The 22,324-nt window shown below is 38.6% G+C and carries 23 protein-coding genes; 2 read left to right on the top strand and 21 right to left on the bottom strand.

Annotated features, from left to right (window positions below; genetic code table 11):
* Window positions 1–4: 4 nt before the first annotated feature.
* The 10 genes from IGL37_RS06130 to IGL37_RS06085 all read right to left on the bottom strand — a co-directional run bounded on the left by IGL37_RS06130 (window position 5) and on the right by IGL37_RS06085 (window position 9,075).
* The gene (locus IGL37_RS06130; protein ID WP_002357581.1) at window positions 5–1,099 is read right to left on the bottom strand and encodes a prephenate dehydrogenase; all 1,095 of its coding nucleotides are present in this window, start codon (window positions 1,097–1,099) and stop codon (window positions 5–7) included.
* A gap of 33 nt (window positions 1,100–1,132) precedes the next feature.
* On the bottom strand, window positions 1,133–2,299 hold the full coding sequence (gene aroC, locus IGL37_RS06125; RefSeq protein ID WP_002357582.1) for a chorismate synthase: 1,167 nt from the start codon (window positions 2,297–2,299) through the stop codon (window positions 1,133–1,135).
* Window position 2,300: 1 nt separating this feature from the next.
* The gene (gene aroB / locus IGL37_RS06120; protein ID WP_002369401.1) at window positions 2,301–3,377 is read right to left on the bottom strand and encodes a 3-dehydroquinate synthase; all 1,077 of its coding nucleotides are present in this window, start codon (window positions 3,375–3,377) and stop codon (window positions 2,301–2,303) included.
* 22 nt (window positions 3,378–3,399) lie between these two features.
* Window positions 3,400–4,425, bottom strand: coding sequence for a 3-deoxy-7-phosphoheptulonate synthase (gene aroF, locus IGL37_RS06115; RefSeq protein WP_002363948.1), 1,026 nt, complete (start codon window positions 4,423–4,425; stop codon window positions 3,400–3,402).
* A 36-nt stretch (window positions 4,426–4,461) separates the two neighbouring features.
* Window positions 4,462–5,328, bottom strand: a complete 867-nt coding sequence (gene aroE, locus IGL37_RS06110; protein ID WP_002363947.1) for a shikimate dehydrogenase — start codon at window positions 5,326–5,328, stop codon at window positions 4,462–4,464.
* Window positions 5,329–5,816: 488 nt separating this feature from the next.
* A complete protein-coding gene (locus IGL37_RS06105) occupies window positions 5,817–6,272 on the bottom strand; it encodes a hypothetical protein (RefSeq protein WP_002357586.1) in 456 nt (151 codons plus the stop codon).
* 89 nt (window positions 6,273–6,361) lie between these two features.
* Complete coding sequence (locus IGL37_RS06100) at window positions 6,362–6,736, bottom strand: thioesterase family protein (protein WP_002371156.1); 375 nt, start codon at window positions 6,734–6,736, stop codon at window positions 6,362–6,364.
* Entirely contained in the window at window positions 6,736–7,956 is a 1,221-nt protein-coding gene (locus IGL37_RS06095; protein ID WP_002365655.1) for a CCA tRNA nucleotidyltransferase, read from the bottom strand. The genes IGL37_RS06100 and IGL37_RS06095 overlap by 1 nt, the downstream gene beginning before the upstream one ends.
* On the bottom strand, window positions 7,953–8,732 hold the full coding sequence (gene dapB / locus IGL37_RS06090) for a 4-hydroxy-tetrahydrodipicolinate reductase (RefSeq protein ID WP_033917959.1): 780 nt from the start codon (window positions 8,730–8,732) through the stop codon (window positions 7,953–7,955). Before dapB ends, IGL37_RS06095 begins: the two co-directional genes overlap by 4 nt.
* Window positions 8,725–9,075, bottom strand: a complete 351-nt coding sequence (locus tag IGL37_RS06085; protein ID WP_002363944.1) for a nucleotide pyrophosphohydrolase — start codon at window positions 9,073–9,075, stop codon at window positions 8,725–8,727. Before IGL37_RS06085 ends, dapB begins: the two co-directional genes overlap by 8 nt.
* A gap of 123 nt (window positions 9,076–9,198) precedes the next feature.
* Here IGL37_RS06085 and IGL37_RS06080 point away from each other — a divergent pair, with 123 nt between their 5' ends.
* A complete protein-coding gene (locus IGL37_RS06080; protein ID WP_002357595.1) occupies window positions 9,199–10,083 on the top strand; it encodes a YitT family protein in 885 nt (294 codons plus the stop codon).
* Between the two features lie 37 nt (window positions 10,084–10,120).
* On the opposite strand, the gene IGL37_RS06075 is transcribed toward IGL37_RS06080, so the two are convergent.
* The 10 genes from IGL37_RS06075 to IGL37_RS06030 form a co-directional block, all read right to left on the bottom strand.
* Window positions 10,121–10,660, bottom strand: coding sequence for a ReoY family proteolytic degradation factor (locus tag IGL37_RS06075; protein WP_002360333.1), 540 nt, complete (start codon window positions 10,658–10,660; stop codon window positions 10,121–10,123).
* Between the two features lie 9 nt (window positions 10,661–10,669).
* Window positions 10,670–11,926, bottom strand: a complete 1,257-nt coding sequence (locus IGL37_RS06070) for a tetratricopeptide repeat protein (protein ID WP_002360336.1) — start codon at window positions 11,924–11,926, stop codon at window positions 10,670–10,672.
* Between the two features lie 9 nt (window positions 11,927–11,935).
* Window positions 11,936–12,976, bottom strand: coding sequence for a hypothetical protein (locus IGL37_RS06065; protein WP_033917960.1), 1,041 nt, complete (start codon window positions 12,974–12,976; stop codon window positions 11,936–11,938).
* 306 nt (window positions 12,977–13,282) lie between these two features.
* Window positions 13,283–13,558 carry an HU family DNA-binding protein gene (locus IGL37_RS06060; protein WP_002357604.1) on the bottom strand — a complete coding sequence of 92 codons (276 nt, stop codon included), beginning with the start codon at window positions 13,556–13,558 and terminating at the stop codon, window positions 13,283–13,285.
* Window positions 13,559–13,805: 247 nt separating this feature from the next.
* Complete coding sequence (gene der / locus IGL37_RS06055; RefSeq protein WP_002357608.1) at window positions 13,806–15,116, bottom strand: ribosome biogenesis GTPase Der; 1,311 nt, start codon at window positions 15,114–15,116, stop codon at window positions 13,806–13,808.
* 173 nt (window positions 15,117–15,289) lie between these two features.
* Window positions 15,290–16,501 carry a 30S ribosomal protein S1 gene (rpsA, locus tag IGL37_RS06050; RefSeq protein WP_002360341.1) on the bottom strand — a complete coding sequence of 404 codons (1,212 nt, stop codon included), beginning with the start codon at window positions 16,499–16,501 and terminating at the stop codon, window positions 15,290–15,292.
* 113 nt (window positions 16,502–16,614) lie between these two features.
* Entirely contained in the window at window positions 16,615–17,295 is a 681-nt protein-coding gene (gene cmk, locus IGL37_RS06045; RefSeq protein WP_002357612.1) for a (d)CMP kinase, read from the bottom strand.
* A 235-nt stretch (window positions 17,296–17,530) separates the two neighbouring features.
* Complete coding sequence (locus IGL37_RS06040) at window positions 17,531–18,148, bottom strand: LysM peptidoglycan-binding domain-containing protein (RefSeq protein WP_010819989.1); 618 nt, start codon at window positions 18,146–18,148, stop codon at window positions 17,531–17,533.
* A 75-nt stretch (window positions 18,149–18,223) separates the two neighbouring features.
* Window positions 18,224–19,666, bottom strand: coding sequence for a RecQ family ATP-dependent DNA helicase (locus IGL37_RS06035; protein WP_052133304.1), 1,443 nt, complete (start codon window positions 19,664–19,666; stop codon window positions 18,224–18,226).
* Window positions 19,667–20,701, bottom strand: a complete 1,035-nt coding sequence (locus IGL37_RS06030) for a helix-turn-helix domain-containing protein (RefSeq protein WP_281517354.1) — start codon at window positions 20,699–20,701, stop codon at window positions 19,667–19,669.
* Window positions 20,702–20,736: 35 nt separating this feature from the next.
* Here IGL37_RS06030 and IGL37_RS06025 point away from each other — a divergent pair, with 35 nt between their 5' ends.
* Window positions 20,737–20,958, top strand: a complete 222-nt coding sequence (locus tag IGL37_RS06025; RefSeq protein WP_002413914.1) for a ferredoxin — start codon at window positions 20,737–20,739, stop codon at window positions 20,956–20,958.
* Between the two features lie 18 nt (window positions 20,959–20,976).
* Here the strand turns inward: IGL37_RS06025 and IGL37_RS06020 are convergent, their stop codons facing one another.
* Entirely contained in the window at window positions 20,977–22,308 is a 1,332-nt protein-coding gene (locus IGL37_RS06020) for a zinc ribbon domain-containing protein (RefSeq protein ID WP_033918017.1), read from the bottom strand.
* Window positions 22,309–22,324: the final 16 nt, after the last annotated feature.

Genomic DNA, 22,324 nt, shown 5'->3' with positions numbered 1-22,324 from the left:
CCTCTTATTTTTCATAACACGTATAGTTCGTTTCTTTAGATAAAATTTGTTTTGCAGCTTGGCAGTCTGGTTGATTTTTAAAAGACAATTGAAGAATCCCATAGATTTCTTCTCTCGTTTCTAAAATTTTAATATTTGTAAGAGAAAGGTCCGCTTCGCCTAAAATTTGCGTAATTTCAGCAATGATTCCTGGTTGATCTGGTACATCAACAAACAGATCATAGAAAGCTGGGATTACGCCTTCTTTATGAATGGGCAACTGAGCGCGTGTTTCTTTGGCCTTATCAAAAAAATTACGAATAGCTGGGGCATTTTTTTCTGTTAACCATTGGCAAACAGTAGTCATCTCTTTTTGCCAATTTTCTAGTAAGTCCAATAATACTAAGCGATTGCTTAATAAAATATCCGTCCACATCGTTACATCAGAGGAAGCAATTCGAGTAATATCTCTAAATCCTCCAGCCGCTAGCTGCTGTGCTCTAGGGTAAGTGGTATTCAGTTGCTGACTTTCGTTCACTAAAGCTGCGGCAACAATATGTGGCAAGTGACTTAGAGCACCAGTAATTTCATCATGTTCCTGTGCAGGCATCGTAATAAACTTCGCATGCGTTCCTTTTAGTAACGTTTGTAACTCCTGAATCTGTTTGTTTTTTTCGCCATGGTCATCGGTAAAAATATAGTAGGCATTTTCAAACAAACGTTCATCAGCGGCTGTTACGCCGGATTTATGTGAACCAGCCATTGGATGACCACCAATAAAATTTTTCATGTTAAGCTTTGTTGCTAACTGATTAATTTCCACCTTGGTACTACCCACATCTGTGATCAGAGCAGTTTCTAGTGATAATTGGTTTAATTCTTCTAGTTGTACTAAAGTTGCTTTAACTGGGGAACAAAGAAAAATAATCTCTGCTCGTCTTGCCCCACTTGTTAAAGATTCAGCTATCTCATCAATTAGACCCGTTTTCTTAGCAAATTCAGTTGACTCCGCTTGATTATCGAAACCGATAATCTCACTGTTTGGATGCCCTTTTTTGATACACAAAGCCAGTGAACTCCCGATTAGCCCTAATCCTACGATTAAAATACGTTTCTTCATTTTTCCCTCCATATACCTTGCGACTTTTTTCCATTAAAAGTTTTGAGTATATAGACGATAACGTTTCACTGCTTCTTTCATTTGTTCAAATGAGTCACTATCAAATTTTTCGAGCATAGCCTTCGCTACTTCCGTTGCAACAACGGCTTCACAAACAACGCTAGCGGCCGGTACCGCCGTGCTATCAGAGCGCTCAACGCTGGCCTTATAAGGCTCTTTTGTATCAATATTCACGCTTTGTAATGGTTTATAAAGGGTTGGAATAGGTTTCATGACACCACGAACGATGATTGGCATTCCGTTGGTCATTCCTCCTTCAAAACCGCCTAAATTGTTGGAAGTTCTGGTATAACCAGTACTTTCGTCCCAAACAATCTCGTCCATCACTTGACTACCAGGGCGTTGCGCCATTTCAAATCCAATGCCAAACTCAGCACCTTTAAAAGCATTGATGCTTACAACAGCTTGCGCAATTTTGGCATCTAGTTTACGATCCCATTGAACATAGCTACCTAAGCCAGCTGGAACGCCACCCACAAGTACTTCTACTACCCCACCAATTGTATCGCCATTTTTCTTGGTTTGGTCAATTAGTTCTTTCATTTTTTCTTCTACGGAAGGATCTAATACGCGAACGGCAGATTGTTCAGATCGTTCTTGAATTTCACGAATCGTTAAATTTTCAGGAATCGTAGCTTCAATCCCGCCTAACACCGCGACATGCCCAGCGACTTGGATATCCAGTTCAGCTAAGAGTTTTTTAGCAACCGCACCAATCGCCACACGCATCGTTGTTTCTCGTGCCGAAGACCGTTCTAAAACATTCCGTAAATCATCATGTTGATATTTCATGCCACCAACTAAATCAGCATGTCCTGGACGTGGTTTGCTGACGCGGCGGATTTTCTTTTGTTTTTCAGGAACTGGCTCTACTGACATCACGGAGGTCCAATTTTTCCAGTCTTTGTTTTCGACAATCAACGTTACTGGTGAGCCAAGTGTTTTACCATGCCGAATGCCCGAAGTAATACGTACTTGGTCTTTTTCAATTTTCATCCGTCCCCCACGACCGTAACCGCCTTGACGTCTTGCTAATTCTCGGTTAATCTCTTCGCTACTTAAAGGCAAGCCGGCTGGTAAGCCTTCAATAATAGCAGTTAATTCAGGTCCATGTGATTCGCCTGCTGTAATAAAGCGCATCTTAAATTCCTCCTTCTCTGTTTAAAAATGCTCGAATTTCTTCCGTTGGTAAAGAGACAATTTTCGCTTGACCAATTTTTTCTAAGACAATGATTTTAATCTGTCCCCCACGTGTTTTTTTATCATGTGTAATTGCTTGATAGAGACGTTCTTCTGGCCAACGATCTGTCGTTACTGGTAAATCGAACTTTTCTAGCATGGTGACCAACTCTTGGGTAGTCCCAAGTGGGGAAAGCCCTCGTTGTTCTGCGACTTGAGTTATTTGAATCATTCCTAAAGAAACGCCTTCACCGTGAGCAATCACCCCGTAACCAGCTGTATTTTCTAATGCGTGGCCAATCGTATGCCCAAAATTCAGAATCAAACGTAAGCCCAAATCTAATTCATCTTCTTCGACGACATCACGTTTAATCTTGCAACAGGCCGTGATAATTTCTTCTGCATGTGCCACTAAATCTTGTTCATTTTCCAAAGAGGATAAACGGTGCCACAATTCAACATCAGCGATAGCTGCTGATTTTACAATTTCTGCAATTCCTTCACGCACACGTCTAGGTTCTAATGTTTTAAGTGTATTAGGATCAATTAAAACCCCATCTGGTTGGGCAAAAGTACCGACAAGATTTTTGGCTTTTTTAGTATTAACCGCTGTTTTACCTCCAATGCTACTATCTACTTGTGCCAGTAAGGTTGTTGGTACTTGCAAAAAGTGAATACCTCGCATATAGGTTGAAGCGACAAATCCAGCTAGATCTCCCACAACGCCTCCACCTAAAGCAATTAGACCATCACTTCGAGTCAATTGCTGTTCCGCTAAAAAATCATAAAGCAGTTGAGCTGTTTCGAGGCTCTTACTTTGTTCACCTGCCGCTACAGCAATCAATGATGTTTCAAAACCAGCAGCTTGCAATTCTTTCTCAACAGCTGCGCCATATAATTTATTCACCGTTTCATCGGTAATAATCGCTACCCGTTGTGGCTGCCACAGGCTACGTACCCAGGTGCCAATTTTATCTAAGGCACCTGTTTCGATGGTTAAATCATATGAATGTGTAGGTAACGTTACGGTTAATTTCATGTCCTCTACTCCTCTGTCTTTACTAATCTTCTAAAGCATTAATTTCTTTCATTGCTTTTTCGATGATATGAACTTCTTTCATCATACGTAGGTAAGTTTTTTCATTCAAGGATTGTGGCCCATCTGACCACGCATTCGCTGGATCTGGGTGAATTTCTACAATCAAGCCGTCCGCACCTGAAGCAACACCTGCTCGGGCCATTGGCGGTACTAAATCCCAGATACCAACACCATGACTCGGATCAACAATAATTGGAAAATGACTTAATTTTTTAATTAAAGGCACCGCACTTAAATCAAGTGTATTGCGCGTAGCAGTTTCGTACGTACGAATCCCACGTTCAATGAAGATCACATTGAAATTCCCTTGCGCAGCAATGTATTCAGCTGCGTTTAGCCATTCATCAATCGTACCAGCAATCCCGCGTTTTAAGCCGATAGGTTTTCCAGTTTTACCAACCGCTTGTAATAACTTGAAATTTTGCATGTTGCGCGCACCGATTTGTAAAATGTCACTGTATTTTGCGACAAGTTCTAAATTCGCTTCATCCATCACTTCTGTAATGACTTGCATATCTAATTCATCAGCCGCTTGGCGAATGTATTTCAGTCCTTCTTCTTCTAGTCCTTGGAAAGCGTATGGCGACGTTCTAGGTTTGAATGCACCACCTCGTAAAATTGTTGCACCGCCAGCTTTAGCAATTCGCGCACATTCACGAATCTGATCTAAGCTTTCGATTGAACAAGGGCCCGCCATCATGGTCATACTGCCGTCACCGATTTTAACACCGTTCACATCAACCACTGTATTCTCTGGATGAAATAAACGACTCGTTAGTTTGTAAGACAACGAAATGCGAACACTTTTTTCCACGCCTTCTAATGCTGTTAACTCTGCTTCAACTAATTTTTCTGTATCACCAATCAAGCCTATCACTGTTTTTCCATTATCTTGACTTGTTTGAGTAGTTAAGCCTGCACCTGTTACTAAATCAATGACTTGTTTCATTTGCTTTTCGGTTGCATTTTCTTTCATAATTACGATCATTATATTCTCTCCTCATGCCTTTAAACGGCGCTCTTTTTATCTATTTTCAATTTTACGTTTTACGACTGATACAGGCATTTTTTGTCCTGTCCATTGTTCAAAAGCAGCAGCGCCTTGATAAAGTAGCATGTCCAAGCCGTTGCTTGTTTCTGCGCCACGTAAACGGGCTTCTTTTAATAACTGTGTTTCTCTGGGATTATAAATAGCATCATACACAAATAACTTCGGTTGAATCATTGCATAATTTTCTATAGGACTACTATGTGCATGTGGATGCATACCCACACTCGTTGCATTAACTAACAAGACGCTTTCAGCAACATCTTTTGCTAGTTTTTCAGTATCCGCTAAATCGTTTAAATGAATTACACAGTTGGTTCGTTCAGTGAAATTTGCCAGTTTTTTTTGACTGTCGTTAAACCCCGCGCTTTTCCTGTTGTAAACGGCGATTTCTTTCACGCCATCTAAAGCAGCTTGGGCAATGATTGATAAGGCTGCACCACCTGTTCCTAAGATGGTCATTTTATTCTGAAAAACGTCAACCTTTTTCTCTTTCAAACTCCACATAAAACCAGTACCATCCGTGCTGTCTCCGTAAAGTTTTCCATCTTTGTTGACAATCGTATTAATCGCGCCAACCAGTTGGGCGGTAGGACTTAGTTCATCCATATAACTTACAGCCGCCACTTTATTGGGCATTGATAAGTTGGCCCCTAACATGTGAAACGTTCGAATCGCTTCAATTGCTTGTGGCAATGTCTCTTGTCCAACGTCAAACGCCAGATACCGAGCATCAACTCCTAAATTTTGAAATGCTGTATTATGAATCAACGGTGAAATACTGTGTCGGCTGGGTTTCGCGAATAACCCAGCTAAACGAGTAGCTCCAGTTATTTCTTTCATCCTGTGTGCTCCTTTACGAAATTTTTTTAGTAAGTTTCTGAAATCCTAATTTTTGGCCAAACAAAAAGGATATTCACAGTAAATTTTAAGAAAAATCTACAGTGAATACCCTACAAAAAAGCAATATAAAAGCCACTATAGATTTTCTTAAATCTACATGGCTGAAAGTCATCTTAAATTTCCCTAGCCATTATAGATACAAACGTTTGTTGTCTGTACCCATAATGTTATGAATACAAACCTATCTAAAATAGCTAAAGTAAAAGTTATTCAGTTGTGTATGGTTTTTCTTCGTTGTTGTCATAAGAATCACTCCAAAACTGATTTAATTAAGAATTGTTAACAGTATACCGCTAGAAAAAACATGTGTCAACACTTATTCGCTTATTTTTTCGACTATTCCATTAAAACCAATGTTATTTTATTCGTCAAAAGACTGAAAAAAGCCACAGGAACCAGTCATTTCACTGATTCCTGTGGAGCAAAAATTATTTTAATTCTTCAGCGTATACATCATCAACTGTTTGTGTTGGGTCGATAACAATGTATAAGTTTTTAGTTTTTTCGCTGACTTTTGTAGATTGATAGATGTTATCCAAGCCCTCATCTGTTTTATCTTTGTAAGGGAAATAAACTAAATCTGGTGTGCCATTTTTGTAAAGAATTTCCATACGTTCGATATCTTCATATTTTAAAGCACGAGAGAACATCCCTAATTCTAAGCCACCTAAGTTAATATCGTGGGTTTGAACATGATCTCCTTCTTGGAAAATTTCAATTTTGAACCCTTCACATGGATGAATTTCAACAAATTCACTACCATGGATACGGCCAAAACTTGTTGTAATATGTTTGATCCATAAATCACCAATAAAACGACGATCAATCGTCCAAGTTTCACCATTTCTGAAATAAAATTTAAGTCCTGTCATTTCTCTAGCCATAGCACAAATCTCCTTACTTAAAAATAATTTCTTACATTATTAGTTTACCATACTTTTGATAAACGGTCACAAACTTTCGCTGTAGATTCTTAATCTTTTGTTATTCTTTTTAAAAAAGAATCAATCTCAACTACTGCACGTTGGTGAGAACCTTTGGCAATTTGTCGTTCTCCTTCATAAGCAACAAATTCATAGCGTATTTTGTGTGCAGTCTGTTCAATGCCGGTCATCGTAACAACGATTGTCGCCCCTACCGCGGATGGAAATAAGTGGCGCAATTCTAACACCGTTCCGACAGTTGTTTCCCCAACTGATAATTGGTCCTTCACAGCTTCTTTGGCTGTTTGTTCAATCATGGCAGCTAAAGCAGGGGTTCCTAAAACTTCTAAGTCACCAGAACCGAGCATTTTAGCCGTTTGTGATTCTTTCACCAAGAATTCTTTTGTAAACATTTCTGTTGGCATTATGCTTTCTCTCCTTTTGAACGTTGTTTTTTGGCAAACGAAAGCAGAACTTCTTGTTTATTCTCTAAGCTACCTTCAACAACGTGTTGCTCGATTTCAGCAATCAGTTCCCCTAACCATTTGCCTGGTGTTTCTTCTAAGACGGCTAAAAGGTCTTTTCCTGTGATGGCCAATTCATGTCTTTGATGGATGGGTAATGCCTTAACTAACTCTTTTGTTACTTGTACTTGACTCTCTTGTTGGTAATAATATAAAAGCCTTTCAACAAGTACTGCTGATTCTTCGCCTAATTCATAAAGCATCATTGGCTGCCAGTCGTTACTCAAGCGAAAACGCAAACCGCGTACTAATTGTGAAACGTTTTGAATTAATTGATTTGAAAGTTTCCAAGCCTTTAAGAAGGAGCGAATTTCTGCTTCTGGTAAATTCAACGATTGGATAAGTAACGTCCACGCTTCTGCTTCTGTTTCAATTTGACGAGCAGGCAAGTCCATTAAACGAAAAAGTCCAGCCCCTTGTTCTCGTAATTTTGGACAGTATTGATAGCATTCTGTTTCAATAAACGGAGCTAAGCCACCTTGTCGATTAACCCCTAAAAGCATTTTTACAAATTCAATTGTAATGCGTTCTACTGAAATTTTTTCTAATAAAGGATGAAATTCAGCGATAGCGGCTAAGGTTTTTTCTTCAATTTTAAAATCTAATTGGCTAGCAAAGCGTAAGCCCCGCATCATCCGCAGAGCATCTTCATGAAACCGCTCATGGGGATTACCGACTGCACGAATGGTTTGATTAGTTAAATCTTCGATACCATCAAATAAATCAATGATTTCGCCTGTGCTGTCAAGCGCCAAGGCATTAATCGTAAAATCTCGCCGTTTTAAGTCTTCTTTCAAGGAGCGAACAAAAGTGACTTCATCTGGTCGACGAAAGTCTTGATAAGTTGACTCGGTACGAAAGGTTGTTACTTCATACTGTTGGTCTTCCATCAATACAAGGACTGTACCATGTTCGATACCCACATCAACGGTTCGTTTAAAAATTTGCTTAATTTCTTCTGGATAGGCACTTGTCGCAATATCGACATCATGGATTGGTTTATTTAATAAAGCATCACGGACGCTGCCCCCGACAAAATACGCTTCAAAGCCCTGTGCATTGATTTCACGAATAACGGGAGCAGCTTCTTTAAATTCGTTTGGAATAGTTGTCAATTTCATAGCATCTGTTCCAATCCGTAAAGTAGTTCTGTTCTCTGTACCACTTGCCGACAAGCTAACGCTACTCCTGTCATGAATGAACGCCGATCATAAGAATCATGCCGAATAGTGAGCCCTTCACCTACACTGCCAAATTGGACTTGTTGGTGTGCCACTAAACCAGGTAAGCGGACACTATGGATTCGCAGACCCTCGAAATCAGCCCCGCGTGCCCCTGGTATTGATTCTACCTCTTGCGGATTCCCTTGTTTTTTTGCTGGCCGAACTTCTTGAATCATTTCTGCAGTTTTTATAGCCGTTCCACTCGGTGCATCCAATTTGTTATCATGATGTAATTCAATGATTTCCACATCTGGAAAATACTGCGCCGCTTTTTGGGCAAATTGCATCATTAAAACTGCCCCAATTGCAAAGTTTGGCGCAATTAAGCCGCCGATGGCTTTTTCTCGAGATAGGTTTGTCAATTCGTTGATTTGTTCTTCCGTAAAGCCTGTAGTCCCAACAACAGGCGCCATACCGTGTTCCAACGCAAAATGCGTATTTGGATAGGCGGCTTCGGGAACCGTAAAATCAATCCAAACATCTGGTTTGACAGCTAGGACTTCTTCTAAGCGCTGAAAAACGGGAATTGCTGTTTCATCATTGAAAGAAACAGTTTCTTGTGCTTCATGAGGATCATACACACCTACTAATTCAAAGTCTGCGGTTTCTAAGACCATTTGTGTAGCAGTACTGCCCATCCGTCCTTTAAACCCAGCGACAATTATTTTAATCATGTGTTTTCCCATCCTTTCTTTCAAAGCGATAGCGATCCCGCTTGTTAAATTTGGCCATATTTTCTTCAAAAACTTCGGTTAAATCAATCTCTAAAGAATTTGCCATGCTAATCAATACAAAAAAGACATCTCCAAGTTCCTCTGATACTGTCTTTGGTTTTTCGTCTGCTTTTTTCTGTTTTTCACCATAATAATGATTGACTTCACGGGCTAATTCTCCGACCTCTTCCGTCAAACGAGCCATTTGTCCTAATGGTGAAAAATAGCCTGTTTTAAACTGTTGAATATAATCATCAACTTCTGTTTGCATCGATTGCAAACTACGTTGTTCTGATTCTGACATTTTACCCCAACCTTTCTTACTCTACCTCCTACATCTTATCAAAAACTTGGCTATCTGGAAAGGTTCTACTTGTTGTTTTATATAGAGAATGATACAGTTTATACTGTAAAAGGACGTGATTAAATGGAAGAACAAAGATTTTATTTTAAAGATGTGTTATTTATTGTATTAGGAAGCTGTATCTATGCCTTTGGTTTGGTTACTTTCAATATTGCCAATGACCTGGCCGAAGGTGGTGTCACGGGGATTACTTTGATTTTAAGAGCCTTATTTCATTTTAACCCAGCATATACGACATTATTAATCAATATTCCGCTCTTATTAATTGGTGGGAAAATTTTAGGCAAACGTTCCCTCTATTATACGCTAATTGGTACCGTGTCGTTATCGGTATTTTTGTGGTTTTGGCAAAAATTTCCTGTTGAAATTAATTTAGATCATGATTTATTGATTGCTGCTCTCCTAGCTGGTTTGGCCGCAGGATTCGGGAGTGGCCTTGTTTACCGCGTAGGCGGAACCACTGGTGGGACCGACGTCATTGCCCGCATTTTCGAAAAATACTTTGGGATTAGCATGGGCCGTTCGTTGTTACTTTTTGATGTTGCAGTCTTACTCCTCTCGTTGACCTATATTGATGTCAAACGAATGATGTATACTTTAATTGTGTCCTTTGTTTTCAGTCGTGTTGTTGATTCTGTACTCGATGGAGCCTATGCTGCGAAAGGAATTTTAATTGTTTCCAATCATTCCGAAGAAATCGGTCAAAGTTTAATGGCTTCTTTAGAACGTGGGGTAACATATTTAAATGGTGAAGGTGCTTATTCACAAGTGGAAAAACGGGTTCTCTACACGGTAGTCAGTCCTCGAGAAATAATGGAAGTCAAACGGATTGCTAATGAAATAGATGAAAAAGCCTTTGTGTCCATCATTAACGTACATGAAGCAATTGGCGAAGGCTTTACTTATGCAAAACCCAGCAAACAACGGCGCTTTAAATTAAAACAATAAATAAAACCCAGCATTTATTAAAAATGCTGGGTTTTATTTATTGTTGTTTCAAACGATTTAATTCATCGGATAATTCTAAAAACGCTTCTTTGTTGCCTGTTTCTAAAGCATCATCAATTTGAGCTTTAAGTAATGCCATTCGTTGCGTTTGTTCTTCTTGCTTAAAGTATTGATCAATCGCTCTGGCAACTTCCTGATCCACTTGTTCATTCCATGGCGCAAACGGATTGTCTTCTAAAACAGATAAATACTGGCTCGTTTGCCAAGCCTCTGGAAATACACATTCTAAATAAAGAGCTTTCCGCCAATTCATCCGAATCTCGTGAAAAATTTGTTCCGGATCTGTAAATTCTTGTGCTTGGATAAAAAGCAATAACGGCTCCTTACCTAAACCATCCGCTACCACACGAATCCCCCGATCGGTTTTTTCTACGTTCTCAACAAAATGAACATTATTTAAAATCGCATCGTGCGTTAATAAGTAATTTAAAATCCACAGTACTTCTCTTCTTCCAAAAGGCACGGTATTCACTAACCAAGTTAAAAATTTTTTCTTTTCTGATAAACTAACAAACATCGTCGTTTCCTATCTTTCTTCCATATCTGCTAGCACAGATTGCATGTCGACATCACCAGGTTCATGTTCCAAATAGTGGTATAACAAGTGTTTTGCTTTTTCAAGTTCGCCTTCTTCTCGTAAGAACAATGCGTATTCTTTTAGAAATTCTGGTTCGTGAGACAATTCTTGCGCTGCTTGTTCATAATGAACTTTAGCGACGGCAAAGTCTTCTAATTCGTTGTACGCTTTTGCTAAGTTCCATTCAGCATAAGGATGATCCGTTTCCTCTAAATCATTTAAGATAGTAATTACTTCCTCAAAACGCTCTTCCGTAATGTAGAGATTACTTAAGGTCAAACGACTTTCATCTGTTTTCTCACCTAATTCCAAAGCTTTTAACAACCAATTTTCAGCACCAGCAATATCGTGTAAGCGATAGGCATTTTCAGAGGCAAATTGGTATAACTCTACTTGGAAGGGGTTTTCCGCAATTCCTTCTTCAATCACCGCTTTTGCTTCCTCTAATTGCTCTTCTTCTTGGAGCGCTTCCGCTAAATATAGATAAAGTGATTGATAATGTGGGTTTAGTGTTTTTAATTGCTGGAACAACGCAATGGCTTTTTGATTCTCATGTAACTGTAAATAAGTGAAAGCTAACTGGAATAAACGATCGTCTGTTTGTTCTTCTTTGACCGCGGCTTCCAAATAAGGAACTGCTTCTTCAAAATCACCTAACATGCTGTAACTACTTCCTAAGCGTTCATTCAAGGAAATAGCAGAGATTTGTGCTGTCCCACTTTCTACAATGCTTTGATAACGAGTAATAGCCTCGACAAATTGACCATTTGTAAAATATAGTTCTCCCAAAGCAAATTGAATTAACGGCTCTTCTGGCATAAGATTGGCTGCTTCTTTTAATTTCGCTTCACTGACTTCTGGAATCCCTAAAACTTGGTACAAATCCGCAGTAACTAAGAGACTTTGGACATAACTGTCACTAGTTTCTGGAATTTTTTCTAAATAGATGAATGCGTCATCTATTTCATTATTTTCAATGGCGATTTCTGCTAATGGAATGTTTAAGCCATCTGCATCGGGAAATTGTTCCAACAACTGTTGGAAAATTTGTTTGGCTTCTTCTAGAAAACCTAAAGATAATAACGTTTCCCCTAAATCAGCTAAGGTATTTTCATCATCTTTCTTTAATGCTTCTTCAAACATTAACTGTGCTTCTGCTAAATTTTCAGCTTGTAATGCTTGAACCATTTTTTCACTATATGACATAATTTCCCCTCAAATCTCTTTTAAAATTTCTTGGTATCTTTCAATCGTTGTTAACAGTTGATCGGGCGTTGGCTTTAAAGCTGCTCCTAGTTGACCGATTTTTTCCAACACCATAGGAGGACCTTGTGTTTCTGTGTGAGCCAAGACTTGTTCTGCGTAATCAGCACTTAAAATTTCTTTTGGAAACGCCACCGGAAAACCTAAGCGAATAAACCAAACGATAAAATTTTTAAATTGAAAGTCAAAGTGATTGACTTGCTGGCTCCATAAAACTTGTAACAATAATCCCAATAATCGTCTCATGGGACCTGATAACAAATGGCCATTTTCGGTTGTAGCAAAGGCCGCTTCAAAAACTCGGCCAAATTGATCCACTTTTTCCCCTGCTTGTTCATAAAAAGATAACAACTCGTCTAAAATACCATTAAATGACGTTTGATTCAACCGTTTTTTATCTGGATACGTTTGGTATAGCATTTGTAAATAAGCATAATCACAGACAAGACCCGCTCGAATAAAAACGAGCAAATCAATTAAAGGAGCGGCACCTTTTTTATTGGTCAAGGTACTATCAAACAAAATTTCTTCTGAATGATTTTCTATATGCATGGTTGCATGCTGTGCTTGCTGAATTGTGACACTTGGTAAAAGTCCTTGCCGTAACGCTTGAACAGACACAGGCATCAGCCAACATTTGGAGGAACACTTACTTACTTGGTGCAAAAATGCGGTTAATTGTAGTACCCCTTCATTACCCAAACCAATCAATAAAACATCCTGATTTTCTGGCCAATCAGCTAAGAAACGTAACACACTTTCTAATTCTGATAAGTCATTGCAATGAACATCATTGCGACAAATATACCAGTTTAATCCCAACTGTTCCCCAAAGGCATAATTAATCTTCTCCGAAAAAAGATCATAGTAACGCTGATTCGCCAAAACAACGATTGACTCCGTCGTTACTGGTCGTTTTTTTAGGACGGAAGCAAATGTTTCTCCATAAATAATAGCGACCTTGTTTTCCCCTCTAGAATAGTTGTATTTCATTGATTCACCACCTTAAGACTGTTTCCTCTTCCTTCAACCCAAGTCTAGCATAACCACTAAAAAACAGCTACTGGCAACAACTTATTTTTGTCCTTCATTCATAAATCTTTCTCTTTTTATCAAAAAAGCAAGGAGCGAGTGTCGAACCGTTCCCGCTTGATTCTCGGAGCGAAGCACGTTTTTCTCACCCAAGGCTCGTTACAATTTAGCCTTTTAGCGTACTGTTTCGACCACCTCTTAAAATAACATTTTTTATGTATGATTCAAAAAAGAACCCTTGGAAACCAAGGGTTCTAATTGTCTGTCTTATTTCACTGCATCTTTCAATGCTTTACCTGGTTTGAATGCAGGTACTTTGCTTGCAGCGATTTGAATTTCTTGTCCAGTTTGTGGGTTACGTCCTTTACGAGCTGCGCGTTCGCGAACTTCAAAGTTACCAAAACCGATTAATTGAACTTTTTCACCTTTAGCAAGAGTTTCTTGAATTGTTGAAAAGACAGCGTCTACTGCTGCAGTAGCATCTTTTTTAGTTAAACCAGTTGAAGATGCAACGTTTTCGATTAATTCTGCTTTATTTGCCATGGATCATTTCACCTCCTCTATAAGAGATACGATGTTTTTACACACCTAAAGTTCCGTCTATTTTTGAGTGGTCCAAAAACAGACAGCAAATATTGATCTGGTTCAATATTCTGTTAACAAGATAGCATAAGAAAGTTGTAATAGCAAGGTTTTTAGTGTATTTTAACCAGTTTTTTCAAAAAATAATCATTTTTTCTCAAAGTTGATAAATTTATTTGAATATCTAAAAAAAGTATGGTAGAATGCACTATTTTCGGCGTCGCGGAATGATTTTAATCGGCGTGCCCTCAAACGTAAATGCTTTTCTGATTTGATTTTCTAAAAACCGGGCATAAGAAAAGTGCATTAGTTCTTCTTCGTTGACAAAAATAACAAATGTAGGTGGTTTGACTGCCACTTGTGTTGCATAAAAAATCTTCAAACGTTTTCCTTTATCGGTTGGTGTTGGATTAATTGCTACAGCATCCATTACAACGTCATTTAACAACGCTGAAGGAATCCGTAAGTTTTGATTCATACTTACTGTTTCAATTAGTTCAGGCAGTTTGTTTAAACGTTGTTTGGTTAATGCAGACACAAAAATAATGGGTGCATAATCTAAATATTGGAATTCATCACGAATTTCCGCTTCAAAATCACGCATTGTATTTGTATCTTTTTTGACTGTATCCCATTTGTTGACCACGATAATAATACCGCGACCTGCTTCATGGGCATAGCCCGCCACACGCTTGTCTTGCTCACGAATACCTTCTTCTGCATTCAAGACCATTAAAACAATGTCTGAGCGTTCAATCGCCCGCATTGCGCGCATGACGCTATATTTTTCAGTTGATTCGTATACTTTCCCACGTTTACGCATACCAGCCGTATCAATCATTAAGAACTTTTGACCTTCTTCAGATTCAAAATACGTATCGATTGCATCTCGCGTTGTTCCTTCAATATCTGAAACAATCACGCGATCCTCACCAAGAATAGCATTAATCAATGATGATTTACCGACATTTGGACGCCCGATTAAACTGAATTTAATTGTATCTTCGTCCTCTTCTTCTGAAGTGTTAGGAAAATGTTTAACTGCTTCGTCTAACACATCGCCAATGCCTAAACCATGACTACCAGAAACTGGGAAAGGATCCCCTAGTCCTAAAGCATAAAATTCATAAATATCATTACGCATTTCAGGATTGTCAACTTTATTAACAGCTAAGATCACTGGTTTATTACTACGATATAAAATTTTTGCTACTAACTCATCTGCATCAGTAATTCCTTCACGACCACTAGCAACAAAGATAATCACATCTGCTTCATCAATCGCAATTTCTGCTTGGTGTTTGATTTGATCCATAAATGGTTCGTCACCTAAATCAATCCCACCTGTATCAATAATACTAAATTCACGCCCTAACCATTCTCCAGTTGTATAAATACGGTCGCGTGTTACGCCAGGAGTATCTTCTACAATCGAGATACGCTCACCGGCAATGCGGTTAAAAATAGTCGATTTACCGACATTCGGTCTACCGACAATCGCAATAGTTGGATTTGCCATTTGATTCCCTCCTTGAGAATTTCAATCCTTACTAGTTTACCTAATCAAACCTTAAAGTGCAAGAAAAGTTTTAGTTTCTGCTGATTTTCTAACCAATTCAAGAAAAAATGAGTTTGACATAGCCGATCTGTTTACGGCTATGTCAAACTCATAAATTTCAAGAAAGTAACGTGTTATTCCTCTTCTTTCGCATCAGATAAAGCGTCACCTAAAATATCGCCCATGGTAAAGCCAGTATTTTCTTCAGGCAATTCATATTCCTGTTCTTCTTTTGGTTCTTCTTGAGACTCAGGTTTTGGTTCTAACGCTTTGATACTTAAAGCAATACGATGTTCCTCTGGATTAACTTCTAAAACTTTCACTTGTACTTGATCCCCTTCATGAAGAACTTCATGAGGCGTTGCAATATGCTTGTGAGAAATTTGAGAAATATGCACTAATCCTTCCACACCAGGGAAAACTTCCACAAAGGCACCGAAGCTTGTTAGGCGTTTCACTGTTCCATCTAAAACAGTCCCAGCGGCTGCTTTTGTTTCGATATCTGTCCATGGTCCAGGCAATGTTTCTTTAATAGATAAAGAAATACGTCCTTCTTCTGGATTAATTGAAAGAATTTTTACTTGAACGTCTTCGCCAACAGTTAACGCATCACTTGGTTTGCCCACATGCTGATGAGCAATTTCAGAAACATGAACTAAACCATCCACGCCACCTAAATCAATGAATGCGCCGAAATCTGTTAAACGAGCTACTTTCCCTTCAACAACGTCTCCGTCATGTAAAGAAGAAAGTAATTCTTCTTTTTTCGATTCTTTTTCAGCTTCAACAACTGCTTTATGTGAAAGAATTAAGCGGTTTTCTGAAGGTTCGATTTCAATAATTTTAAATGCTAGTGTTTGACCTTTATATTCAGAAAAATCTGCAACAAAATGATCTTCAACCATTGAGGCAGGAACAAATCCGCGAACACCGACATCAACAACCAAACCACCTTTAACAACATTTGTAACAGGTGCTTCGATTACTTTGCCCGCTTGGAAATCTTGTTCAATTTCTTCCCAAACTTTTTTAGCATCTAAACGGCGTTTTGACAGTAAATAACTGCCGTTTTCTTTATCTTTGCCAATTGATGTGATAACAACTAAATCTAACACATCACCGACTTTCACAAGTTCGTGTACATCTTCAACTGGTAAAGTCGATAATTCCTTTGCAGGAACAACGCCTTCAACGCCCGCTCCTTCAATGCCGACAACAACTTGTTTGTCTTCAATGGCTAAAACTTCGCCTTTAACAATATCGCCAACACTGACTTCTTGAACGCTGTTCATTGCATCTTCCATTGTTTCGTTGTTTGCTACTTGTTTGTCTTCAAAATCTGTCATGCCTCTTATCCTCCTATGCCAACAAAAATTCCAAAACTTAGCTATATATACTTACATAGTACGAGATTTTTGTAAAAAAATAAAGCGATTTCTTCTATTTTTCTTAAAATTCTTTAAAAAAGTTCAAAACCTTTTTGTTTAATCACATTTTGTATGGCGGCGACGACTTCTTCAATCGTCAACCCTGTTGTATCGATTTTCACAGCATCACTTGCTTGGACAAGGGGTGATACTTCTCTGGTTGAATCTAAATAATCCCGACGTTCAATCTCCGCCTTCAAGGTTTCAAAATCCGTCTCAATCCCTTTTTCTTGATTTTCTTTAAAACGACGTTCTGCACGTTCTTCAACGCTAGCCACCAAGAATATCTTTACTTCGGCCTTTGGTAAAACTGCAGTACCAATATCTCGACCATCCATGACAACTCCGCCGGCTTGACCAATTTTCTGTTGTAACGCCACCATTTCTTCTCTAACTTTTGCATGTTTTGAAACAGCTGAAACAGCATTCGTTACATCTGGCTGGCGAATCGCTTCGGTCACTTCATGACCGTCGATAAAAACACGTTGGCCATTCTCTGCTTGCTGAAAAGAAATAGTGTGGTTGACACAAAGCGCTACTAATGGCTCTTCCGCTTGAATGTCGATTTGATTTTGCAAGGCCAGATACGTAATCGCTCGGTACATGGCACCCGTGTCACAATACACATAATTCAATTGTTTTGCTAAAATTTTTGCAACTGTACTTTTGCCTGACGAAGCTGGTCCGTCAATAGCAATACTGATTTTCCCCATGAAAAAACTCCTTAACTGATATGCATCCTTTAAAATGCGCTTCTTCTTTTATATTAAAATCAGAAGAAAAGAACTTGGATTTAAACTGATGACGAGTTTCTAACGAAAAAGCAATAAGCCGAAATCCCTCGAAAGACGCAAACCATCTTTCGGAAATTTCTGCTTATTGGCATTCTCATGTAATCATCCGTCGCGGTTTAGCCTTGAAAGTGCTGTCCAAACCTCTTTTTCTGGATTATTTAATACGTAATGGTTGTCCTGGATAAAACACAGATGTATCAATCCCAGGATTTAACGCTAAAATTTGTTCTAATGTCATTCCGTTACGTTCGGCAACTTGACGTGCCCCTTCGCCACTTTGAACGGTATCATAAACAGGTTGTTGGTTCTGCGCTTGTTGCTGTTGTTGATTTTGAGCTTCTTGTTGTTGCTGCTCTTGTTGTTGCTGTTGTTGTGCTTGTTGGTCCTGTTGTTGCTGTGCAGCAGCATCAGAACTTGAAGGTGTTGTATTTTCAGCTGGTTGGCTGCTTGCTGGTTCTGAGCTTTCCACTGATTTTGACGTACTTTCTTTTTTCTTCTCTTTTGATGATGATTGGACTAATGAAGAAGATGGCTGGCTATTTTTGCTAGCACTTTCGTTCGGTTTCTTGTCTTGCATCATCCATAAGAAAGTCCCAATTGGAATGGCAATAATTAATAATAGCAAAATAACTAAAACAGTTAGAAATAATGAATTTCCTCGTTGCTGTTGGCGTTTTGCTAAACGAGAACCACCACCATTTTGATCAGGTTCATAAATTGATTGTTCCCATGGCTCACGAGCTTGGTTTTTCTTTTTGTCCTTTTTACTCACTGCTAATTTCCTCCTAAACTTCTCTCGCTTGTTATTATATCATAGCTTTTGCCAACTGCCGACTAAAAAAATGAATTAATCACGTTCTTTAAATAATTTTAGAAATTTAGAACGCCAACCTCCTTCATTTTGATTGCTGGTCTTGTTCGATTTTACTATTGAATCTTGGTAAATGTCAAAGAATAACGCACAATTATCACAACAAGTTTCCGGTGATTGTTTGACAATCGGTTCTTGAAAATAAGTTTGAATCAACGTTCTTCGACAGGTTGTGGTTTCAATATACGTCAGCATCCCTCTTAATTGCGCTTGACGATCTTTTTCTTTCTCCTCTAAACGATGCTCTAGCTCTTCAAAAGAATAATCCTTGGCTAAATAGCCTTGAACCCATTTTTGTTGTAACTCGGTGGCATTTTCTAACAAACCTGCTTGTTCTTCTCCTTCAATCAGCGATTTTAATGTCGCTCGATTCGCTCTTGTCTCTTCTAAGAAAAACCGATGAATAAATTCATCCCCTTTTTTATACAATAATAGCGCCCAACTTTTTTGACCATCACGTCCAGCTCGCCCGATTTCTTGCAGGTAATTTTCTAAGCTATCAGGCAAATCAAAATGAATCACTCCACGAACATCAGGTTTGTCGATTCCCATCCCAAAAGCATTCGTTGCACAAAGAATATCGATTTGATTATCAATAAATTGTTCTTGCAAGCGACTACGTTCACTAGCCTCCAAGCCCCCATGATAATAGGCTACTTTAAAACTGGTTTTCGCCTGAATAAGTTGACTGATTTGTTCTGTTTTGTTGCGCGTGGCGCAATAGATAATGATTTTACCAGCCGTTTTAGATAAGTAATCTAGTAATACTTCTTCTTTTTCTGACGTTTCCTTCACGAACAAGCCAATATTTTTTCGATTCACTGAAGAAAGAACTTCTTGATAGCTACCATGAGAAAATAATTGTTTTATAATTGCGTGCTGTACAACGGGTGTCGCTGTGGCAGTTAACGCCAAGGTCAAAGGAAAGTCTAGCTGTTTTTGGACCAGATCTAATTTACTATATTCAGGGCGAAAATCGACGCCCCACTGATAAACACAATGGGCTTCATCCACCACAAATAATGCAATTTTTTGGCGTTGTAACACACTAAGTACTTCTTGCTGCAAAAGCATTTCTGGGCTTAAAAACAGATAATCGTATTGGAACATTTTCGCTAAAATATAACGCTTTTCTGAATACTGTAACGTACTGTTTAAGGCAACCGCACCTTTAATTCCTTGTCTTTGTAATTGACGCACCTGATCTTCCATTAACGAAAGTAAGGGAGAAACAATTACCGTTAGTCCCTCTAACTTTTGGCCCACAAATTGATAACACAATGATTTGCCAGTGCCTGTTGGCAAAACAGCCAATGTATTCATACCGTCAAGTAAGTTTGTAATCACTTCTTTTTGACCAGGCTTAAATGCTGCATAACCAAATTGAGTGAATAATTCTTGTTCTAATGTCAACAACACTCACTCCTTTTCTTGCCAAATTTGTTGGATTTGATATAAGCGGAAATCTAAATAAGAAAGCGTCGCTTCTTGCGCTCGCCAATCCCGATACACCCACAACCGCGGATTTTGTTCTGTTTGAGCCAAGTTTTGGAGTATTGCCTCCTTTTCAAGATAAACAGACGCCTGCAGCTGCCCTTGAATAGCCAACTCTAATAGATGATCATGAATGGTACTCAGTTTTATTTTTCGCTGCTCAGCAATTTCTTGAAGCGTCTTGCCTTCCGTTAACAATCGTTGGGTTTCTTGCATACTTTGGTTTAGATTTTTTTCTAGATACGGCCATACAAGCGTTTGTAAAGCAGGATAGTTTCCTCCGTACATTATCAACTGCAGTAAATGATGAACCGCTTGCGTATGCCATAAACGCTGTTCAAGAGCTGTCTTATGGCTTGTTAATTGCTGAGGAACTTTGCCAGTTTGCTGATAACCAGAAAGTTGCGCAACCAAATAGTCGCTTTCTGCTTCAGGTAGTAACTCAAACCCTCGCAACAGTTCTTCTTTGATTGATTGAATGCGCTGCTCTTTCTTGTCTTGTTGTAACCATCGTTTCAAATATAGTTGCGGAATCGGTGTTGATAAAAGTGGAATATACTGTTTTTCCTCAAATGATAAATACGAAGTCACTTGCACGGCAAATTGAATGAGTTGCCAACTTTCTCGATCACTTCTGCCAAAACGATAAAGATCAATTGCAGGATAATCCAGCAACGAAAAATGGTGCTCCTTTAAAAATAGTTGCCCTTCTTTTGTTAGTTGAATCTCATTTGTCTCTTTGTGATACTGAATTTGTTTCGCCTTCGAAAGTTTTTCAAGAAATTGAAAAAAGGCTTGTTCGGAAATCGTTGGCCACCAGCCAATGAACCGTAAACAATCATATAAAAAACCATAAATCAAAACAGAGCTAGTCCGTTTGCCTTTTAAAAGATGATACAAAGTTGATGCACGTACCTTGTATCCATGAGATAATAACGCTAAAATAAAAGTTGCTTCCATAGTAAACCTCTTTTAGATAGGATGTGTCACTGTTTATGCAATCACGTTTAGTTCCTGAAAAATGTATTGCTTGTGGACTTTGTCAAGTTTATGCGCCCAATATATTTGATTATGATGATCATGGAATTGTCCTTTTTAAAGACGAGCCGCATGCTCGACAACAATTTATTCCAGAAAACGAACGCGAGAATGTGTTAAAAGCGTACCGCAAATGTCCCACGCGTGCAATAGAAATAAGCAAAATGAGTGCTAAATAATTTAGCACTCATTTTTGCTTAGAGTATTTTTTCGAGCCAAGCAAGTGTTTGCTCATCTATCGAAACAAACTGTAATTGTCCTTCTTTTAGCGGTTCTTTGACTAGATGAATTTGATCATTTAGGCCATTGATCCATTCATAACGAAGACCATTTTCTTTTGCTTTAGAATTTTTAGCTTCTAAATAATAATTGACATGGTAATTTTCTTTACCATCCAATTGTAGCGTATTAATGGTCACTTCAAAATCTGGTGAAACATCGGTCGATTTCTTTTCACGTAATCGTTCAAGTGATTCTATAAAAGAAGGAAATTGAGGATTATTTTCCCCACCAACGAGATATTTTTTAGCAAATTCTGTACTATCCGTATGACTTTTCACTTGTTTGGCAAATGCTTGATAAAAGGTTTCTAGCGCTTTGCGGGCATCATAGTCGCTAGCTAACGGAAAATTCAATTGTAGCGTTGGATTATCGGAGAGCGCTTCGACAAAATCATTTTCACCAATCGTTTCTTTTGATGTTTGAATTTCTTCTCCATTAATCGTCTTTTTAAGTTGAATCGTCATCCCTTTGGACCAGAACAAAGGGCCAATCGTTTTGCTTCCATTCGTTAGCGTACCAACTTTCCGATCATTAATATAAATATCTGCGTCTGGCAGATTGCTTTCCACAACAAAATTCATTCGTTTAAAATCTAAAGGAATACTAGAAATATAATTTTCCTCTTCTAATAAACGATACTCTTCTGTGATAACAGGTTCGCCGGTGCTATCTTTTACTGTGGCTGTAAAAGTATATTGTCCTGGCGCTAAGGGTCCCAATTCCTTTTGATAAGTGGTTGAGTCGGAAGTGCCCACTTCCCGCCCGTTCATTGCCAGCGTCACACCGCGCTGATTCGTCGTTAACTGAACAGAAACAGGCGTTAAAATGAATTGATAACGGTGAAAGAAAAATGCTGTTTGACTTGTTTCACGAATAGTTAAACCATGTAGCTTTTTATCCTTTAATAGCGCTTTTTCTAATTTTTTTAGCTCAGTTGGATTTTTTTGATAATAAGTGATTAAAGGCTTAATGCTTTGCGGATTCACTTGAAATTCAGACTCGTTCGTCCTCATTTTTTTACTTAATTCTTGGGCATCACCATTCTCAATCGCTTCAATAAAATGAGAAATTTGTTGTTCCTTAGAAAAATAATGCGTCCCGAGAAAATAGCTACCCGCTCCAAGAACGATGAACACAAAAAGAAACACCCAGATCCAGCTTCTTTTTGATCTGAGAGGAGTAGATTCGTTCCCTTTATTCATTGATGGTTGTGCTTGGTTTTCCTCTTGATGCATTAATTCATTCATTAGCGGAGCGCCACAT

The sequence above is a fragment of the Enterococcus sp. AZ119 genome, from assembly GCF_050546175.1.
Classification (GTDB): Bacteria; Bacillota; Bacilli; order Lactobacillales; family Enterococcaceae; genus Enterococcus; species Enterococcus faecalis.
Note: the sequence above shows the minus strand (reverse complement) of the source record. Positions and strands in the feature narration are given on the sequence as shown.

Coding starts and splice junctions, on each gene's coding strand:
- IGL37_RS06130 (WP_002357581.1), bottom strand. CDS start 1,099: ATGAAGAAACGTATTTTAATCGTAGGATTAGGGCTAATCGGGAGTTCA.
- aroC (WP_002357582.1), bottom strand. CDS start 2,299: ATGCGCTTTATTACAGCAGGCGAATCACATGGACCTGAATTAACTGCT.
- aroB (WP_002369401.1), bottom strand. CDS start 3,377: ATGAAATTAACCGTAACGTTACCTACACATTCATATGATTTAACCATC.
- aroF (WP_002363948.1), bottom strand. CDS start 4,425: ATGATCGTAATTATGAAAGAAAATGCAACCGAAAAGCAAATGAAACAA.
- aroE (WP_002363947.1), bottom strand. CDS start 5,328: ATGAAAGAAATAACTGGAGCTACTCGTTTAGCTGGGTTATTCGCGAAA.
- IGL37_RS06105 (WP_002357586.1), bottom strand. CDS start 6,272: ATGGCTAGAGAAATGACAGGACTTAAATTTTATTTCAGAAATGGTGAA.
- IGL37_RS06100 (WP_002371156.1), bottom strand. CDS start 6,736: ATGCCAACAGAAATGTTTACAAAAGAATTCTTGGTGAAAGAATCACAA.
- IGL37_RS06095 (WP_002365655.1), bottom strand. CDS start 7,956: ATGAAATTGACAACTATTCCAAACGAATTTAAAGAAGCTGCTCCCGTT.
- dapB (WP_033917959.1), bottom strand. CDS start 8,732: ATGATTAAAATAATTGTCGCTGGGTTTAAAGGACGGATGGGCAGTACT.
- IGL37_RS06085 (WP_002363944.1), bottom strand. CDS start 9,075: ATGTCAGAATCAGAACAACGTAGTTTGCAATCGATGCAAACAGAAGTT.
- IGL37_RS06080 (WP_002357595.1), top strand. CDS start 9,199: ATGGAAGAACAAAGATTTTATTTTAAAGATGTGTTATTTATTGTATTA.
- IGL37_RS06075 (WP_002360333.1), bottom strand. CDS start 10,660: ATGTTTGTTAGTTTATCAGAAAAGAAAAAATTTTTAACTTGGTTAGTG.
- IGL37_RS06070 (WP_002360336.1), bottom strand. CDS start 11,926: ATGTCATATAGTGAAAAAATGGTTCAAGCATTACAAGCTGAAAATTTA.
- IGL37_RS06065 (WP_033917960.1), bottom strand. CDS start 12,976: ATGAAATACAACTATTCTAGAGGGGAAAACAAGGTCGCTATTATTTAT.
- IGL37_RS06060 (WP_002357604.1), bottom strand. CDS start 13,558: ATGGCAAATAAAGCAGAATTAATCGAAAACGTTGCATCTTCAACTGGT.
- der (WP_002357608.1), bottom strand. CDS start 15,116: ATGGCAAATCCAACTATTGCGATTGTCGGTAGACCGAATGTCGGTAAA.
- rpsA (WP_002360341.1), bottom strand. CDS start 16,501: ATGACAGATTTTGAAGACAAACAAGTAGCAAACAACGAAACAATGGAA.
- cmk (WP_002357612.1), bottom strand. CDS start 17,295: ATGGGGAAAATCAGTATTGCTATTGACGGACCAGCTTCGTCAGGCAAA.
- IGL37_RS06030 (WP_281517354.1), bottom strand. CDS start 20,701: ATGGAAGCAACTTTTATTTTAGCGTTATTATCTCATGGATACAAGGTA.
- IGL37_RS06025 (WP_002413914.1), top strand. CDS start 20,737: ATGCAATCACGTTTAGTTCCTGAAAAATGTATTGCTTGTGGACTTTGT.
- IGL37_RS06020 (WP_033918017.1), bottom strand. CDS start 22,308: ATGAATGAATTAATGCATCAAGAGGAAAACCAAGCACAACCATCAATG.